Genomic DNA, 18,188 nt, shown 5'->3' on the forward strand with positions numbered 1-18,188 from the left:
AAGCCGGACCGCCCAGGATTGGTAGCCATTCATGTCTCTTGAAATCGTCATTCTCGCCGCAGGCCAGGGCACCCGCATGCGTTCGGCCCTGCCCAAGGTGTTGCACCCGGTCGCGGGTAATTCCATGCTTGGTCATGTTATCCACAGCGCCCGGCAACTGGACCCACAGCGCATTCACGTGGTGATTGGCCACGGCGCTGACGTGGTACGTGAACGCCTGGCCGCGGATGACCTGAATTTCGTGTTGCAGGACAAGCAACTGGGCACCGGCCACGCGACAGCGCAAGCTGTGCCGTTCATCAGCGCCGACACCGTACTGATCCTCTATGGCGACGTACCGCTTATCGAAGTCGAAACCCTGCAACGCCTGCTCAAGCACGTCGTACCTGGCCAGATGGGCCTGCTCACCGTTGAGCTCGACGACCCTACCGGCTACGGCCGCATCGTGCGCGATGCGAGCGGCAAGGTCGCCGCCATCGTCGAACACAAAGACGCCAGCGAAGCCCAACGCGCGATAACTGAAGGCAACACCGGCATTCTCGCCGTACCGGCCAACAGGCTGGCGGTCTGGATGAGCCGTTTGTCCAACAACAACGCCCAGGGCGAGTACTACCTCACCGACGTCATCGAAATGGCCGTCAATGACGGCTTGCTGGTCGCCACCGAGCAGCCCCATGACCCGATGGAAGTGCAGGGCGCCAACGACCGCAAGCAGCTTGCCGAGCTGGAGCGTCACTACCAACTGCGTGAAGGTCGCCGCCTGATGGCCCAGGGCGTAACCCTGCGCGATCCGGCGCGCTTCGATGTGCGTGGTGAGGTCACTGTCGGCCGCGATGTGCTGATCGACATCAACGTAATCCTTGAAGGCCGCGTAATCATTGAAGATGACGTGGTGATTGGCCCGAACTGCGTGATCAAGGACAGCACGTTGCGCAAAGGCGTGGTGGTCAAGGCTAACAGCCATCTGGACGGTGCCGTGATGGGCGAGGGCAGTGATGCCGGTCCGTTTGCGCGCCTTCGTCCGGGCAGTGTGTTGGGGGCCCGTGCGCACGTCGGCAACTTCGTCGAACTCAAGAACGCGAAAATGGGCGACGACGCCAAGGCCGGTCACTTGGCCTACCTCGGTGATGCAGTGATCGGCGCGCGCAGCAACATCGGCGCCGGTGCGATCACCTGCAACTACGATGGCGCCAACAAGTACCAGACCACCATTGGTGAAGACGTGTTTATCGGCTCCAACAACTCGCTGATTGCGCCGGTCACCATCGGTGATGGTTCCAACACAGCGGCGGGTTCGACCATCAACCAGGATGTGGATAAGTCCCAACTGGCTGTGGCCCGGGCCCGCCAGCGCAATATCGACGGCTGGAAACGCCCGGTCAAAATCAAAAAGACCTGAGTTATCCACAACCTCATCAGCTAATGCTATCTCCTGTGGGAGCTGGCTTGCCTGCGATAGCGGTCCTACATTCAACATGAATGTCGCCTGACACTCTGCCATCGCAGGCAAGCCAGCTCCCATATTGGTTGAGTGGTGTTAACAAAAATCAGCGTAAAAATTACAGCTTGCCGCTTGACGATCTTTCGCCAATAGGTTTTGATTGCCTTCGTTATCTTTCGAAACGAAACTTATCACTACCATGTCGAAACGAAATACACCCCAACGACGCCATAACATTCTGACGCTGCTCAATGAACTGGGCGAAGTCAGCGTGGACGACTTGGCCAAGCGTTTCGAAACCTCGGAAGTGACCATCCGCAAGGACCTCGCCGCCCTCGAAAGCAATGGCCTGCTGCTGCGCCGCTACGGTGGCGCTATTACCATGCCCCAGGAACTGGTCGGCGACGCCGCGCAGCCCATCTCGGCTTACAAGCGCGCCATCGCCCGTGCAGCCGTCATGCGCTTGCGTGAACATGCACGCATCATTATCGACAGCGGCAGCACCACCGCCGCCATGATCCCGGAGTTGGGCCATCAGCCCGGCCTGGTGGTGATGACCAACTCCCTGCATGTGGCCCGTGCCCTGAGCGAGCTGGAACATGAGCCGGTGCTGTTGATGACCGGCGGCACCTGGGACCCGCATTCGGATTCGTTCCAGGGCCAGGTCGCCGAACAAGTGCTGCGCTCCTACGACTTTGATCAGTTGTTTATCGGCGCCGACGGCATCGACCTGGAACGTGGCACCACCACCTTCAACGAACTGCTGGGCCTGAGCCGTGTCATGGCCGAGGTCGCCCGTGAAGTGGTGGTGATGGTGGAATCCGACAAGATCGGCCGCAAGATTCCCAACCTGGAACTGCCTTGGAGCAGCATCCATACCCTTATTACCGATGATCGCCTGCCGCTTGAGGCCCGCGACCAGATCCAAGCCCGCGGCATTACGCTGATATGCGCGGCAATCATCTAGGAGATACACCATGTGTGGAATTGTAGGCGCAGTCGCTGAACGCAACGTCACCGCCATCCTGCTTGAGGGCCTCAAACGTCTGGAATACCGCGGCTATGACAGCGCTGGCGTAGCCGTATTTACCAACGCCGGCAAGCTCGAGCGCATGCGCCGCCCAGGCAAAGTCAGCGAGCTGGAACAAGCTTTGCTCGGCGAGCCGCTGGTGGGTCGTCTTGGCATCGCCCACACCCGTTGGGCCACCCACGGTGCGCCGTGCGAACGTAACGCTCACCCGCATTTTTCCGGCGACCTGGCCGTGGTGCACAACGGCATCATCGAAAACCACGAAGTGCTGCGCGAACAGCTCAAGGGCTTGGGCTACGAGTTCACCTCAGACACCGACACCGAAGTCATCGCCCACCTGCTCAACCACAAGCTCAAGGACCTCGGTGACCTGACCGTCGCGCTCAAGGCTACGGTCAAGGAACTGCACGGCGCCTACGGCCTGGCCGTGGTCTGCGCCAGCCAACCCGACCGCGTGGTGGCTGCGCGCAGTGGCAGCCCGTTGGTGATTGGCCTGGGCCTGGGCGAAAACTTCCTCGCCTCCGACCAACTGGCCCTGCGCCAGGTCACCGACCGCTTCATGTACCTGGAAGAAGGCGATATTGCCGACATTCGCCGTGAAAGCGTGCAGATCTGGGACGTCAACGGCGTGCCGGTCGAGCGCGAAGCCGTGCAATACCGCGACGGCGCCGAAGCTGCCGACAAGGGCGAATTCCGCCACTTCATGCTCAAGGAAATCCACGAGCAACCATCCGTGGTGCAGCGCACCCTGGAAGGCCGCCTGAGCCAGAACCAAGTGCTGGTCAACGCCTTCGGCCCACAAGCCGCCGAGCTGTTCGCCAAAGTGCGCAATGTGCAGATCGTCGCCTGCGGCACCAGCTACCACGCCGGTATGGTTGCCCGTTACTGGCTCGAAGAACTGGCCGGCATCCCGTGCCAGGTCGAAGTCGCCAGCGAGTTCCGCTACCGCAAGGTGGTGGTGCAGCCCGACACCCTGTTCGTGACCATCTCCCAGTCCGGAGAAACGGCCGACACCCTGGCCGCGCTGCGTAATGCCAAAGAACTCGGCTTCCTTGGCAGCCTGGCGATCTGCAACGTCAGCATCAGTTCACTGGTGCGCGAGTCCGACCTGACCCTGCTGACCCAGGCCGGTCGCGAAATCGGCGTGGCGTCCACCAAAGCCTTTACCACCCAACTCGTTGGCCTGTTGCTGCTGACCCTGTGCCTGGGCCAGGTGCGCGGCACCCTCGCCGAAGGCGTCGAAGCCACATTGGTCGAAGAACTGCGCCGCCTGCCGACCCGTCTGGGCGAAGCCCTGGCCATGGACAGCACCGTGGAAAAAGTCGCCGAACTGTTCGCCGACAAGAACCACACCCTGTTCCTCGGCCGTGGCGCGCAATACCCGGTGGCGATGGAAGGCTCGCTCAAACTCAAGGAAATCTCGTACATCCACGCCGAAGCCTACCCGGCCGGCGAGCTCAAACACGGCCCATTGGCCCTGGTGGATGACGACATGCCAGTGGTCACCGTCGCGCCGAACAACGAACTGCTGGAAAAGCTCAAATCCAACCTGCAGGAAGTACGCGCGCGTGGCGGTCAGCTAATCGTGTTTGCCGATGAAAAAGCCGGCATGACCAACGCCGAAGGCACCCACGTCATCAACATGCCGCACATCCACGACACCCTGTCGCCGATCCTCTACACCATCCCGTTGCAGCTGCTGTCGTATTACGTGGCTGTGCTCAAGGGCACCGACGTTGACCAGCCGCGTAACCTGGCGAAATCGGTGACGGTGGAGTAATACGATTCGATTGGTGGTCACCTAAAAAACCCTCGGATATCGAGGGTTTTTTATGCGCCTTGAACAGGGGGAAGCCCCATGAATAACCGATCATCGGCGTTTGTGGTTTTTGTGCACCAATACCGTATGCCGCTCTCAAGTTGCCCCTAGAATGCCTCCCTGTGGATAACTCAGCCAGGGAACGCCTTCACCATGAACATAGAACTGCTTATCGCCGGTATCGTCGTGCTGATCATTGTCGTCGGCCTGGTCGGCTGGATGGTTGGTGTCTACAACGGCCTGGTGATGCGGCGCAACGATGTGGATAAGTCTTTCGCCAACATCGACGTGCTGCTCAAGCAACGGGCCGATCAGATCCCCGACCTGATGCGCGTGGTGCAGACTGCCATGAACCATGAGAACGCGCTGTTCACTCGTCTGAGCGATGCGCGCACTCAATACCTGAACGCCAGCAGCCTCAACGCCAAGGTCGATGCGTCCAACCAGCTCAACGCGGCGCTCAAGTCGGTGATTGCGGTGGCGGAGAGTTACCCGGCGCTGATTTCGGGGCCGAACATGGTCGAGTTGCAACAGGCTATCTCGGCCGTGGAGGAGCGCATTGCTGACCGGCGTGAGTTCTTCAATGAGTCGGTGAACCTCTACAACATCGCCATTGCGGTGTTCCCCGACCTGTTTTTTGCGCGGATGCTCAGCTATCAGCGCATTCCGTTGTTGGCCATCAGCGCCGAAGAAACCCGCTACGAAGGCGTGAAGCTTGAGGTGCCGGGGGCATGAAAACCACCCAGGCAGGCGTTGTGGTGAAAAAGCCGAAGTGGAAAACCGCGCTGGCGCTGGTGTTCCTCGCCGGCTTTATCGCCTTGATGGTTTACGCGCCAAACATCCTGATCGCGCTGTTTTTTCCCGTGGGCATTCTGGTCGGTTTGCTGGTCAGCTTTGGCCCCAGCTTCTACAAAACCGAGCAGCGCCTGGCCACCAGTCAGATTCGTTCGCTGGCCATGGGCCTGGTGGAAGTGCGCGGTAAGGTGGTTGCCGACCAGACCATGCTGTCACCGGTCTACGGCAAGCCGTGCGTGGGTTACGTGTTGATTGTCGAAGAGGGGACCAAAGACAAGGACGGTGATTGGAGTTGGAGCCGAGTGTTGGGCGAGGCGCGCTGTCATGACTTCCGGCTGCAGGACGCCGGCGGTGAGGTCCGCGTGATTGCCGAAGGGATCGACCTGTTTGGCAATAAATCGCCAGACGAGTACGAACTGCTGGGCAGTTCCCGCCGCCAGGGTGAAATCCTGTTGGTCCAGGACCTGGACGTGATGCTGATTGGCGACGCCGGTGAGCGTGAAGGCCTGACGGTAATCTCACAGGGCAAACACCCGAAGGCGGTGTTTGGCGTGGCATTGACCGAGGATGTGGAAAACCGCCGAGTGCTGGCGCCTTTATGGCGCGCCGGTGGTTTTTATGGCGCGGTGATAGCGCTGCTCGGGGTCGGCGTCATGGCCATGACCCCTGCGCATTTCGCTCAACTGCATCTGCCCAGCCCCGAGACTTATCCACAGATGGCCGAACGGGGTCCGTTCTATCAACTACTCGCCTGGCTATACCGCGAGGACGGCTTTCAGATTCCGTTCATGGCCGCGTTTGGTTTCTTTCTGGCCCTTATCGTCGTCATGATGGCCACGCGGTTGGTCCTGCCCAAAGGTATTCGCCTGGCCGTGGGGCGCGTATTGGGAGCATGGATGGGCTTGGGCATGGTGATTGGCGGCGTTGTGACCCTGCTGCTGTTCGTTGCCCATGTGGATACGATGAAGCTGTTTCTGGTGTGGATGCTGATCCTGCTGGGCACCCTGGTGTTCTCGATCTTCGAGCAGAGAAAGCTCGGCGCGGCGTACAACCATTACGCCAAACGCGTGGGCAAAGCCAGCTTCGGCGACGAAGACGCCTGATCAGGGCGATTGAAGAGGCAAGACCACAACCCTCAAAGCAGCAAAGATCCCTGTGGGAGCGGGCTTGCCCGCGAAGACGTCAGCCCAGCCAACAGTAATACTGGCTGACCCACCGCTATCGCGGGCAAGCCCGCTCCCACAGGGGATCTGTGATCAGGGCACAAACTCCACTTTCAGCCCGCGGCTAGCACTGCGGCCCTGATCATCGCTGACCCGCAACCGATACTCGCCCGACTTGCCCGGCCGCCAATTCAACGTGGTTTGCGGCGGGCCCTGGCCGATCAGCGTCTGGTCGGCAAACCAGTACAGCGTGGTCGCATCACTGGCCGCGTTGGCATTGAGCGGGATACTTTCCTGCGGCTGGGACAGGCGCAGTTGGTAGCTCACCTGGGTCAGCGGCGAGCGAATCTGCGGCGCTTCGCTTTGGTCGCTGATGCGGTTGGGCTGGCAATTTTTCATCACGTTGGGCGGCGTGCGCCGGGGCAGGCCGGCGGCGCGGTACAGGCGCTGCACGTCGCTGGGCCAGAATTCGAAGACTTCTTCGCGGGTGTATTGCGGGTCAAACGGCGGGCACGCGGCCTTGCCGGTGCGGGTATCGATCAGCACCGGGCGGTGCAGATTGGACACGCGAATTGGCGACACGCCGGGGATGTACCAGGTCTTGCGGGTTTGCGGGCACCAGCGGTTGGGCAACTCGCCGGAGGCCGCGCACACGTCGATGCGCACCAGCCCGGCGGGCGCCTTGTCGGGCTTGATCACCACGTTGGGCAAGGCCAGGGGCAGGGCGTCGGCGATGCGGAAGAACAGCGGCGCAGCGGTTTTGGCGCCGATAAACGTCGGGTTCGGCCGCCCATCAAAGTTGCCCACCCACACCACCAGCACATACGGCCCCACCAGGCCCGCGCTCCAGGCATCGTGAAAGCCCCACGATGTGCCGGTTTTCCACGCGGTGCGCCAGTGGCGGCCGGGCAGGCCATCCGGGCGCGGGTTGCGGCGCAGCATGTCGCGCACCATAAACGCCGCTTGGGGCGTGAGCAGTTGCGCGCCAGTGGTTTGCGGCTGTTCCTGCACATAGCGCAAAGGCCGCAAATGCCCGTCACCCGCCAGCATCACATACAGGCGCGCCAGTTCCTCCGGCGTCATCTCGCCGCCGCCCAAAGCCAGGGCCAAGCCGTAGTGACTTTCCCCACGCAAGCCTTTGATACCGGCGCGTTGCAGCAAGCCATACAGCGAGGGCGACTGCACCTGGCTGGCGAGCCACACCGCCGGAATATTGCGACTACGGATCAACGCATCCCGCGCCGTCAGTGGCCCGACAAAACTGCCGTCGAAATTTTCCGGCTGGAAGTAGCCGAAGTTACTGGGCAAATCCTTGAGGATGCTCATGGGGTGGATAACCCCCTGATCCAGCGCCAGCCCATACAAAAACGGCTTGAGCGTCGACCCTGGCGAGCGCCGCGACAACACGCCGTTGACCTGGCCGTGGATGCTTGTGGATAAGTAATCCGCCGAACCTACCAGCGCCTTGACGCTCTGGTCGCGGCTGTCCACAAGGATCGCCGTGGCGTTTTCCACACCGGTACTGCGCCGCTCGGCAATAAAACCGGTGATCAGGCGTTCGAGCAGTTGCTGCAAAGGCAGGTTGAGGGTGGTGTTGAGTTCGTTGCCGGGCTGGGATGCCAGCAACTGTTCGCTCAAGTGCGGCGCCAGAAACGGGATCTGCTGGCGGTTGCGCGCCTCCAGGGGCAAGTCGAGCAAACTGTCGTTACGAGCGTCCTGTGGATAAGTTTCGCGCCAGTCGGCCATCAAGCGCAGCCGCGCATGTTGCAGCGACGGCCCGAAGCGTGCGCGCCGCCCCGGTTGCTGCGGGATCACCGCCAGCGCCAGCGCTTCGGACAACGACAACTGCGCCGCCGACTTGCCAAAGTAAATCCGGCTGGCCGCTTCGGCGCCTTCGATATTGCCGCCCATGGGCGCCAGGTTCAGGTAAGCCTCAAGGATATCGTGCTTGCTGTAGCGCGCTTCCAGCCACAGCGCCAGGGCCATCTGCTGCAATTTGCCCGGCACTTGGCGGGTGTTGAGGTCCCACAGCCGCCGCGCCAGCTGCATGCTCAAGGTTGAGCCGCCCTGGCGCTGGCCGCCGCTGTAGGTGGCCATGGCCGCGCGCAGCAACGCCGGGGGGTTGATGCCCGGGTGCCAGTAGAAATTGCGGTCTTCCTTGAGCAACAAGGCTTCGACCAGTGACGGCGACATGCGCGCAAGCGGCAGCCACAGGCGATATTGCCCATCCTCTGCCAGGGTCATGCGCAGCAACGCGCCGTCATCGGCCAACACCACGCGGGACGAGGTGACGGCCTGTTCCAGCGGGGCATGGGGCCACCATCGCAGCCCCGCCAGCGTGCCTGTAAAGAGTACCGCCGCTGCAAGCAGCGGCGTCAGGCGTTTAAGGCTTGGTAATTTCAAGCTGGCCTACTTTGCCGCGCCCTTGCAGGGTGGTTTCGTACATGCCTTCGGCGTAGGCCGGTGGCGTATTGAACGTCCCTGCGTTGGTGGCGCGCACGCGGTACACGAAAGTGCCGACATCACGCAGCGCGGTGCCGTACAACACCACCCGGTCATCGCGCACATCCACGTAGTCCGGCTGCCAGTTGCTCAGCTCGGTCTCGCCGATCGGCGCTTGCCAGGTTTCGGCTTCATCACCGTCGGCGGTTTCCACATACTCGGAATCGTCGCCTTCACTTTCACTTTCTTCGTTGCTGGCGGCCGCTTCCGGCTCCGGCGGCAAGTTATACACAGGCTCGACGCCGCCTGGCAGCAAGTCGACCACGGCCACTTGCTGCACTTGGTCGCGGTCGGTGGCGCGCAGGCGCAGGCGCACCAGGAACTCGTCGCCCACCGCGACTTTGCTCACCGGCTCGCCTTTGAGGTCGAGGTATTCGTGGATGATTTCCAGCCCATTGTTGATCGGCTTGAGCTTGGCACCCTTGTCGAAACCGGCTTCGCTAAGCATGTAGAAAGCGGCCGGGCCGTCGGTTTTTTCCATCACCAGTTTCTGGGTTTTACCCGGCACCGCAGCGCGCGGTGGCTGGCCGGCCATCTCCAGCAGTTGCTGTTGCTTGTCGCCCAGCCAGGCGGTGGCCTTGAGGGTCATGTCGCTCTGGGCGCGCTGGCCATAATTGTCCAGGGCGCGCAGCAGCAGGGCGGCCGACAGCGAGTTGTAACGCTGCTCGTTCAGGCGCTTGCCGAGTTTATCCAGAAGCGCCGTCGGTACATCGTCAAGCAACTCGGGGAAGTGGCGTGCCAGCAGGTGCAAGTGCTCGGCGTCGTGTACCAGCGGGTCGTAATACAGGCCATCGCTCTCCCACTTATCCACCAGCGAACGCCACGGGATTTTGCGGAACAGGGTATCGGCCTGACGATCCTGCTTGAGCAGCTTGTAACTGGCCGCCAGGTAAGCGGCGCCCAGGTCGTTCTGCCAGGTGTCTTTGAAGTAGCTCTCGTAGCGCTCGCGAATGTCGCTCAAGGCGCCGCTCACCAGAATTCCCTGACGGCTCAAGAGGTAACTGGCGTAGGCACGGTTGCGCAATTCCGACAGACCTTCGCTCGGGCCATTGGCCAAGTCCGTCAGGTAGGCGTTGGAACGCGCCAGCAGGTCTTCCGGCACCGGCAGCCCGCGTTCCTTGGCTTCGATCAGGAAGTCGGTGGCATACAGGCTGGCATATGGCGCCACATCCGGGTTGGCGGCCCACAAACCAAAGCCACCGGCCGAGTTCTGGCGCTGGCGCAGCATGCGCACCGCGCCGCTGAAGGCTTGCTCGGCTTCTGGCGCCGTACCGCCCCAGATCAACGCCGGCATGGCCTTGGACACCAATTGCTCGGTGCAGGCGTAACCGTAGTCATCCAGGTAATGCTTGAGGCCGTTGGCCCACACCAGCGGCGACGCGGCCACACCCAGTTGCACATCGCGCAATTGGCTGAACAGTTCGCGGGTCGGTTTCAGCTCTTTGCTGGCGCTGTCGAAACGGCCCAGGCTCAAGGCCACGCGATGCTCGCTCAGTGGGCGGATCGAGGTGGTTTCTGCGACCTGGATACGTTTGCCGTTCGGCAGTACCGCGACAAACCGCAGATCCGCCGAGCCGAGAGTTTCGCCGACCTTGATCTTGAACTCGGCAGTGCCTTCCTTGCGCGGTTGCAGCGACAGGGTGCTGCCTTTGTCGCCCTGCACGTTGAGGCCGTCGCTGGTCTGCACTTCAAACTTCACGTCCGCTGCTGCGTCGAGGTTACTGAACACCCCGGCGCTCACATTGAACACATCCCCCGGCGCCACAAAGGCCGGCACGTTCGGCGTGATCACAATCGGCCCGCGCACTTCGGTATTGGCCTCGCTGACACCCACGCTGTCACTGTCCACTGCCACCGCAAACAGGTGCAGCTTGCCGTTGAAGCTGTCCGGCACCTGGTAATGCAGCACGGTTTCACCGGCGGGCAAGTCAACCAACCCGGACCACCAGGCCACGGGCGGCTGGTGTTTACGCTTGAACGGGTTGAGGTGGTTGGCCAGCGCGCCTTCGGTGTCACCACCCGGCGCTGCCCCACTGAGCAGGCGGCTGAATTCCGGCAGGATCAGGTCAAGAATCTGACTGGTGCCAACCTCCAGTGCGCGTTTCTGGAAGAAGAAGCCCAACGGGTCGGGCGTCTGGTAACGCGCCACTTGCAGGATGCCTTCGTCCACCGCGTAAACCACTGCGCGGCCTGGGCGGTCGGCAGTGACCTTGATATCCAGGGTCTGCCCCGGCTCGATCTTCTCCGGGCCTTCAACCTTGAGCGCCATGCGCCGCGCATCCAGGTTGATGCTGAACGGCACCACGCCGTAGGACAGCGGGCTCATATAAACCTCTGGCGAACCCATGTCGCGCACAAACTGCACGTTGACGTAGGCATTGCCCTCAAGGCCTGCAGGCACGCGGATATGTTGCACGCTGTTGGTGCTGTCGGCCTTGAACCACTGTTGGGTGTAAACCTTGTCACGCTCAATGGTGATCAAGCCGGCACCGGTGTACGGCGCGCGGATGCTGATCGCAATCTCATCGCCGGTGGCATAGCTGCGTTTATCCAGGCGCAATTGCAGTTCGGCGTTGCGCTCCAGCGAGCGCGAGGTGTTGCCGCGCCCGGCCACGCTGTAGTCGATCTGGTTGAGCAGACGGCCATTGGCGTCTTTGACTTGCAGGGTGAAATCACCCGGCGTGCCGGTGTTGAGGGTCTGCTTGGCGCCGTCCTTGGTCATCGTCAGCGGTGAGGCCGGCTGGCTGATGTTCTTGATGCGCGACTCGTATTTGTAGGTGCCGTTGGACTGTTTCACCAGTACCGACACGTAACGGTGTTCCACCACCTCACTGGTCAGGCCATCCACGGCCATCGGCGTGAGGTCCGGCGCGACGGCCAGCCATTGCACCTGGCGCGGGGCGTCCTTGGCGACGTACGACAGCGAATCCTGACTTTTCACACCAACCAGATAAGGCGCGGACGACACCAGCAGCGCACTTTGCGCCGCCACGTTGCGGCCACCTTCGGCCTCGAATACCTGGGTCATCACCTGCAGGCGATAGGTGCTGCTGGCGAAGCGTTGCAGGTTGAGGTCGAGCACGGCCTGGCCGTTGTCGTCGACGGTGGTTTCGGCCAGGTCTTCGGTGCTGGCTTCTTCCAGGGAATCGTTGAGGCGGAAGCGGTAATCGGGGTAACGGTCAAAGGCCGCGAGCGTCGGGCTCAGGGACATTTTCGCCGTGACACGCCGGCCGGCTGCCGGCGCGCCGAACAAGTGCATCGCGGTGACTTTGGCCACCACTTGGTCGGGCGGAATCCAGCCCAATACCGGCGTGTCGTGCAAGCTCAGGCTGACCTTCATGCGGTCTGGCTCAAAGTCGCGAACCTTGAAGCTGACACTGCCCAGGTCGGTGCGGGTGTTTTTCTGGCCGATCAGCTGCAAGGTCGCGGTGTAATCCCCGGCGGGGGCGACTTCACTGCTGGGGAAATCAAAGGTTTCAAAGCCGCTGGTGGACAGCTTCAGCGGCTGGCGAATCACTTCCAGACCGCGTGGGTCGGTGATTTGCAGTTCAACCGGCAGGCCTTGCAAGGCGCCTTTCCAGTCGCCGCTACGCACGATCATGCCCAGGTGCGCGGTCTCGCCCGGGCGGTACAGGCCACGGTCGGTGAACATATACGCGCTGAGGCGATTAATCGCGCCGTCTTCTTCCAAACCACCTACATCGAAGCGTGAAAAGTCCAACTGCTGGGACTGACGGGCAATCGGCAGGAACGACTGGTCATTGCCGCGGGTGACTACATACATCAGTGGTGTTTTCTCACGGCGCAGTTCATCCAGCTTGGCGAAATGCGCGTGGCCTTCAGCGTCGGTGCGGCCGCTGGCGACCGGCAAACCGTTGCGACCCATGATGTCGACTTGTGCATCAGCCACCGGCGAGCCGTTGCCGATGGACTGCACAAACACATCGTGGCTGCCGTCGCTGGAGCGTTTGGCGATGATGCCAAGGTCGGTGACCACGATAAAACGCAGGTCGCTGGTGCTGTTGCGCTCGTACTCGAACGTGCGCTCGGCCGGGTCATCCTGCGGGCTCAGCTTGAGCACGAAAATGCCGCGACGGCCGCCATTGGCGGTGAGGTAGTGGCTCAGGTCCACGTTGTCGTAGACGGTTTTCGCCGGGTCATTGGACGACAGCGCAATATCCAGCGACTGACGCTCGACCATGCGGTCGAAGTATTCATTGCCGAAATTCGGCCGGGCGAAGCTGCCGCTGCTTTGGTCGACCAAATGCTGCAACTGGTTGGGCAGCAGGCGGGCGATTTCCACATGGGCGCCGGGCACGCCACGGGCCATGAAACCCAGGCGTTTTTCGCCGTTGAGGCTCAGCAGCGCACCGTCCGACAGGAACTGCAAGGTGCGCGGATACGCCGGCATGCTGATCAGCGAGGCGGTAGGGTTTTTTGCCAGGTAGCCACCAATGGCTTCCAGGTTGGCAGGCACGCGCACGTACAACGCGCGACCGGCCGGGGCCTTGAACTTGAAGGCGTGCAGGGTGTTCAGCGGCTCGACGCTGGGCACGTGGGTCAGGCTGACCTTGGTACTGCGCGCCAGCATCGCGTCATCGATATCGTTGCTGGTGTAAGGGCGCGTGTCGTCTTCGGCCTTGGCCGGCAGCAACCAGGCCTGGACCTTGCCGGCGATGGTGTCATCGGCCACGGCGCTGGAGCTGCTGAACATCAATACCGGCTCCGGTTCGCCGCGCTCGTTGTCGACAAAGCTGACTTCGGCAGCGGTAAACGTCAGGCGATAACGGCCGGGCACGGTGACTTCCGCCACCAGTGGCGCGGCGCTGGCATTGCCGCCGTCACGGGCCTTGATGCCTTCATCGAGCTTGGCGCTGACCGGCGTGCTTTCCAGTGGCGTGGCCAGGGCGGCGGAGCGCACGTAAGCATTGAGCTTGAGCTCGTCGAAGGTGATTTCCGGGCGGTTGGGCAACTGGGCATCGCGGTAGGCCAGGCCTTTACCGAGCGTCACCGAGACGCGCTTGCGCAGGTTGTCTTCATCCACCGGGTGGGAAAAGTGGAAGGTCGCCACCAGCTGTTTCAGCGTCGGGTTGGACGGGTCCTGGTACAGCTCGTTTTGCGCCAGGGTGGCGCGGAACGGTTGGGTCGAGAACTGGCTGCTGTATTGGCTCAGCAGCACGCCGTCGGCCAGCAGCTTTTTCTTGGCCAGATCGAGCGTGTAATGGGCATCCACAGGCCAGTCTTTTTCCGGCACGAACACTAACGTGCGGTCGTCGGACCAACGCCAGGCACCGGCTACAGCGGGTTTAAGGGTAATGCCTTCTGTGACCGGCTTGCCAATGGCCGCCAGCGGAGCCACGGACTCGGCAAAACGCACCTGCAAGTTATCCACAACCGCAGGCTGCTGGGTGTAATCGGTCAGGTTCGGCTTATGCAGCGAATAGCCCACGGTGTGGGGCTGCGGCAAATTCGAATACCAGTGCCAGCCGTAAAAACCAGCAGCGGCCAGCAGCACCAGGCCCAAAATCCCGGCACCCGCCTGACGCGGATAGGCGCGGGCCTTCTGGCCCAGGTTCCCCACGCCACGGCCCGTGGCTCGCAGCCAGTTTGGCGGCTGCCATTGGCCAAAGATGGCACTCACCACAGTCAGTAAAGCGCCGATAATCCGGCGGCTGATCGCTTTCAACGAATCGAACATGGTGAGCATCCCTGGCAAAGTGCGGCCTATCTTACACGCGTCTTTGATACAAAAGATGACGTGAAGTGGTCAGCATGCTCAGGCGTGTTGCACAAAGGTGAGGCGTACCGCAAAACCGATCGAAAGGTTGCCCGTGAAGTAAGGTTTCGGGCTTAGCTTGGTCTTCCAATACACCACAAAGCACCTGTAGGAGCTGGCTTGCCTGCGATGGCCATAGGTATCTACACAACTTTTGAAGGCCGCCAATTTCTCATGTGGCGAGCAGGCTTGCCCTGCTCGCCACAACAGCCCACCTGCCACAGACTTCGTGTTAACCGGTTGTGTAGATACCTATGCTGCGATGGCGGTGGCACACCCAAAAGTGATGCTGGCTGACACTCCGCTATCGCAGGCAAGCCAGCTCCCACAATTGATCTGTGTTGGGCTTGAGAGAGTGCGTGTCTCAAGTCCACCAGTAGCGCACAAGGTGGAAGAAAATCGGCGCGGCAAAGCACACCGAATCCAGGCGGTCCAGCATCCCGCCGTGGCCTTCGATCATGTGCCCCCAATCCTTCACGCCCCGGTCGCGCTTGATCGCCGACATCACGATGCCGCCGGCGAAGCCCAGCAGGTTGATCAGCAGCGCGATCAGGAATGATTGCCATGGGTTGAACGGCGTGGTCCACCACAGCGCCGCGCCGATCAGGGACGACAGCAGAATCCCGCCGACAAAGCCTTCCACGGTTTTGGACGGCGACAGGTTGGGCGCGATCTTGTGTTTGCCGAACAGCTTGCCGCACACGTACTGCAGCACGTCCGACAGTTGCACCACGATCACCAGGTAAGCGATCAGCAACAGGTTGCGGCCTTCGTAGCCGGGAATGTCGAGCGTCAGTAAGGCGGGCACGAACGACACGCAGAACACCGCGATCATCAGGCCCCATTGCACCTTCGACGCACGCTCCAGAAAGTGCGTGCTGTCGCCACCCAGTGAGGCGAGGATCGGCAGCAGCAGGAACACGTACACCGGGATAAAGATCGAGAACAGCCCGTACCAGTCCGCATAAATCAGCAGGTATTGCAACGGCAGCGCCAGGTAGAACGCCGCCACCAGCGCCGGGTAATCGCTGCGGCGGGGGGGCGGGAGGGGGAGAAACTCGCGCAGGGCGTAGAACGACACTGCATAAAACAGCAGGATCACCGCGCCGGTGCCGAGCCAGAAGGCGATACCGATCACCACCACCATTACCCACCAGGCATTGATGCGGGCGTTGAGGTTGTCGACCACTGCATTCGGTGTGCCACGGGTGCGCAGTTTGAGGATCAGGCCGATCAGCGAGGCGAGCACCAGGATCGCGCCTATTCCGCCGAACAACATCAGGGTTTGGCTATCCATGTCAGACATGCTCCGGAGCGAGGGCAAGCAGGGCGTCGCGGGTGCGGGCAAGGAAGGCGTTTTTGTCTTCGCCTTCTTCCAATTGCAGCGGCGCGCCGAAGCTGGTGGTACACAGCAACGGCAGCGGCAGTACACGGCCCTTGGGCATGACCCGGTTGAGGTTGGCGATCCACACCGGAATCAATTCGGCCTGTGGGTAACTTTTGGCCAGGTGATACAGGCCGCTTTTGAACGGCAGCAAACCGTCCTCCAGGTTGCGCGTACCTTCGGGAAAGATGATCAACGAATCGCCGCCTTCCAACGCGGCCAGCATCGGCTGCAAGGGGTTATCCACAGGGTCTTTGCGCTCGCGGTCGATCAACACGCCGTTGAACACGCGGTTGATGATGTAGCGGCGCAGTGCGCTTTGGTTCCAGTAATCACTGCCGGCCACCGGCCGCGTGAATTTACGCAGGTTTTGCGGCAACGACGCCCATAGCAAGACGAAATCACCGTGGCTGCTGTGGTTGGCGAAGTAGATGCGTTGCACCGGCACCGGCGCGCACCCCAGCCACAGGCTACGGGCACCGGTAACGGTGCGGGCCATCGAGGTAATCAGGGTGGCGACCACGGGTTCGAACATGGGGATTCCTTATCCGGCGAAAGGTAGCCAAGGGCTGGCGAGGATGACGGCCAGGGTCAGCAGCGCTTGCGCGGCCAGCAACCAGGCTTGTTTGCGCAGCAGTTTGAGCGCGCCGCGACGGCGTTCGGTCCAGGGCCGGCCCGCGCGTTTGGGCGATTGCAGGCCGAGGCTCTGCAAGGCTTGGTCGAGATCGGCCGTGCGCTCGGTGTCGCGGGCCAGCAGGGCGAACAGGTCGGCGTCGAAGGCCACGCGCAAGGCCCAGTACTTTTGCAGCAGGCCGAGAATAATCATCCACAGGCTGAGCAGCAGGCACAGGGTCGAAACGCTGGCCAACAGCAACTGAGCAAGGCCGAACAACACACCCGCCACGGTCAGGCCTGTGGATAACTGATCCAGCGAACGGCCACGTCGCAGCAGGCTGGCAACGACCTGGAGTTCCATATCAGCGGGCATGGGGCAAACCCTCCAACGCTTTACGGTGAGCAGGATGCAGGACCACTTCGGCCCGTGCTGTACGAATAATAGCCACTGCCTCGTCGACTGTTGCGGCGCGCCCACTGTGCAGCAACCACGCGGCGACGGCGGTGGCGCTGCGCGAGTAGCCAAGGGCGCAGCACACCAACAGCGGGCCGTTTGAACGCAGGCGTTCAATGGCCTCAGCGGCTTGCTGGCATTGCGCGGGCGTTGGCGCGATCAGGTCGAGCACAGGCACGCATTCATAGGCGCGGCCCTGTGGATTAATCGGCAATTCGGCGCATAGATCGACGATGGCCGTGAAGGAACCTTGCTCGCCGGTGGCAGGGATTCGACCAAGCCAGACGTTATCCACAATCTGGTCGGGCTGTGGATGTTTACGTGTCCACAGCCTGGAATTTATCCAGGCTGCCGCCAGATAGGGTGCATACAGCCAGCGCGCCGCTGGCGTGAGCCGACCGTCTTTGCGCTTCTGGAAGCCCGCCGCGCCGAGCACAAAGTAGTTAGCCTTGATCAAACCCAAGGAAACCGCTGGCCAAAGCAGCCACAACCACCCGCCACGCAGCACCCAGGCCAGGATCACCAGCACTAAAGCGCCAAGGCCGTAGCGCATGCCCAGTCGCCATCGTTTTGTGTCCCGCGTCAGCCGTGCATTCAACAGCGGGCTCGGATGTTCCACCGGCCACAGCCACACACACAACCAACCCGCCAGGGCGCCTGTGGGTAAGTCGATAAAGTGATGTTGATAAGTGGTCAACACCGAAATACCGATTAACGCGAACCAGCCATGCACCAGCCAACGCCAGAACCCTTGGGTGTGGCGCTGGTACATGACCCACAAAATCACCAGCAACGCGATATGCAGCGACGGCGCCTGGTTGAAGGGTTTATCAAAGCCTGCCAGCACCGCAAACAGCCAGCCGAATACACCATCCAGCTCCGGCCGTTCAAAGGTGAAACGCAGCGGCCAGATCAAAAAGCAGCTCACGGCAATGACTTGCGCACTGAGCAGGCGCAACGCGTGTTGTTTGAGCTCATGGCGAGTAGTGGGCAGTAGCAGCGAAAACCCGTAGAGCAGGTCGATGGACCAATAGGGCACGATGGTCCAGGCCCAGAACGGCATATGGGTTTCCCAGCCGAACACCAGCGTGCCCACATCGCTGCGCTGGCTGGTGACCCAGGTGGCAAAGCCGTAGGTGCTGAAAAACAGCGGCGCCAACAACAGCAGCCACAGGACGGCGGGTTTCAATAAACCGGGTTCGCGCATGC

The 18,188-nt window shown here is 61.6% G+C and carries 11 protein-coding genes; 5 read left to right on the forward strand and 6 right to left on the reverse strand.

All coding sequences use genetic code 11. The features are described 5' to 3' along the window. Positions 1-31: 31 nt before the first annotated feature. The 5 genes from glmU (at position 32) to AOA59_RS15475 (ending at position 6,188) form a co-directional block, all read left to right on the forward strand. Positions 32-1,399: a bifunctional UDP-N-acetylglucosamine diphosphorylase/glucosamine-1-phosphate N-acetyltransferase GlmU gene (gene glmU, locus AOA59_RS15455; protein WP_099488170.1), complete on the forward strand. Its 1,368-nt coding sequence runs from the start codon at positions 32-34 to the stop codon at positions 1,397-1,399. 241 nt (positions 1,400-1,640) lie between these two features. Next, positions 1,641-2,408 (forward strand): DeoR/GlpR family DNA-binding transcription regulator, encoded by a 768-nt coding sequence (locus AOA59_RS15460; RefSeq protein ID WP_099488172.1) that lies wholly within the window; start codon positions 1,641-1,643, stop codon positions 2,406-2,408. Between the two features lie 10 nt (positions 2,409-2,418). Beyond that, complete coding sequence (gene glmS / locus AOA59_RS15465; RefSeq protein ID WP_099488174.1) at positions 2,419-4,251, forward strand: glutamine--fructose-6-phosphate transaminase (isomerizing); 1,833 nt, start codon at positions 2,419-2,421, stop codon at positions 4,249-4,251. A 192-nt stretch (positions 4,252-4,443) separates the two neighbouring features. Further along, positions 4,444-5,025, forward strand: a complete 582-nt coding sequence (locus tag AOA59_RS15470; RefSeq protein ID WP_099488175.1) for a LemA family protein — start codon at positions 4,444-4,446, stop codon at positions 5,023-5,025. After that, a complete protein-coding gene (locus AOA59_RS15475; RefSeq protein ID WP_099488177.1) occupies positions 5,022-6,188 on the forward strand; it encodes a hypothetical protein in 1,167 nt (388 codons plus the stop codon). Before AOA59_RS15470 ends, AOA59_RS15475 begins: the two co-directional genes overlap by 4 nt. A 153-nt stretch (positions 6,189-6,341) precedes the next feature. Here AOA59_RS15475 and pbpC read toward each other — a convergent pair whose 3' ends face one another. The 6 genes from pbpC to AOA59_RS15505 all read right to left on the reverse strand — a co-directional run bounded on the left by pbpC (position 6,342) and on the right by AOA59_RS15505 (position 18,186). After that, positions 6,342-8,651, reverse strand: coding sequence for a penicillin-binding protein 1C (gene pbpC, locus AOA59_RS15480; RefSeq protein ID WP_069785776.1), 2,310 nt, complete (start codon positions 8,649-8,651; stop codon positions 6,342-6,344). Then, entirely contained in the window at positions 8,632-14,448 is a 5,817-nt protein-coding gene (locus AOA59_RS15485) for an alpha-2-macroglobulin (protein ID WP_099488625.1), read from the reverse strand. Before AOA59_RS15485 ends, pbpC begins: the two co-directional genes overlap by 20 nt. Positions 14,449-14,890: 442 nt before the next feature. Continuing rightward, complete coding sequence (locus AOA59_RS15490) at positions 14,891-15,823, reverse strand: phosphatidate cytidylyltransferase (protein WP_099488179.1); 933 nt, start codon at positions 15,821-15,823, stop codon at positions 14,891-14,893. Between the two features lies 1 nt (position 15,824). Next, on the reverse strand, positions 15,825-16,445 hold the full coding sequence (locus AOA59_RS15495; protein WP_099488181.1) for a 1-acyl-sn-glycerol-3-phosphate acyltransferase: 621 nt from the start codon (positions 16,443-16,445) through the stop codon (positions 15,825-15,827). A gap of 9 nt (positions 16,446-16,454) precedes the next feature. Further along, positions 16,455-16,898 (reverse strand): hypothetical protein, encoded by a 444-nt coding sequence (locus AOA59_RS15500; protein WP_068931426.1) that lies wholly within the window; start codon positions 16,896-16,898, stop codon positions 16,455-16,457. Then, positions 16,888-18,186 carry a phosphatase PAP2/dual specificity phosphatase family protein gene (locus AOA59_RS15505; RefSeq protein ID WP_099488183.1) on the reverse strand — a complete coding sequence of 433 codons (1,299 nt, stop codon included), beginning with the start codon at positions 18,184-18,186 and terminating at the stop codon, positions 16,888-16,890. The genes AOA59_RS15500 and AOA59_RS15505 overlap by 11 nt, the downstream gene beginning before the upstream one ends. Positions 18,187-18,188 lie beyond the last annotated feature (2 nt).

It is taken from the genome of Pseudomonas sp. 2822-15, from assembly GCF_002742515.1.
Lineage (GTDB): Bacteria > Pseudomonadota > Gammaproteobacteria > Pseudomonadales > Pseudomonadaceae > Aquipseudomonas > Aquipseudomonas salomonii.

Bases quoted from the DNA above. Each gene is read 5' to 3' on its own strand.
- AOA59_RS15505 (WP_099488183.1), bottom strand. From the start codon at position 18,186: ATGCGCGAACCCGGTTTATTGAAACCCGCCGTCCTGTGGCTGCTGTTG.
- glmS (WP_099488174.1), top strand. From the start codon at position 2,419: ATGTGTGGAATTGTAGGCGCAGTCGCTGAACGCAACGTCACCGCCATC.
- AOA59_RS15485 (WP_099488625.1), bottom strand. From the start codon at position 14,448: ATGTTCGATTCGTTGAAAGCGATCAGCCGCCGGATTATCGGCGCTTTA.
- AOA59_RS15470 (WP_099488175.1), top strand. From the start codon at position 4,444: ATGAACATAGAACTGCTTATCGCCGGTATCGTCGTGCTGATCATTGTC.
- AOA59_RS15475 (WP_099488177.1), top strand. From the start codon at position 5,022: ATGAAAACCACCCAGGCAGGCGTTGTGGTGAAAAAGCCGAAGTGGAAA.
- AOA59_RS15460 (WP_099488172.1), top strand. From the start codon at position 1,641: ATGTCGAAACGAAATACACCCCAACGACGCCATAACATTCTGACGCTG.
- AOA59_RS15495 (WP_099488181.1), bottom strand. From the start codon at position 16,445: ATGTTCGAACCCGTGGTCGCCACCCTGATTACCTCGATGGCCCGCACC.
- AOA59_RS15500 (WP_068931426.1), bottom strand. From the start codon at position 16,898: ATGCCCGCTGATATGGAACTCCAGGTCGTTGCCAGCCTGCTGCGACGT.
- AOA59_RS15490 (WP_099488179.1), bottom strand. From the start codon at position 15,823: ATGGATAGCCAAACCCTGATGTTGTTCGGCGGAATAGGCGCGATCCTG.
- glmU (WP_099488170.1), top strand. From the start codon at position 32: ATGTCTCTTGAAATCGTCATTCTCGCCGCAGGCCAGGGCACCCGCATG.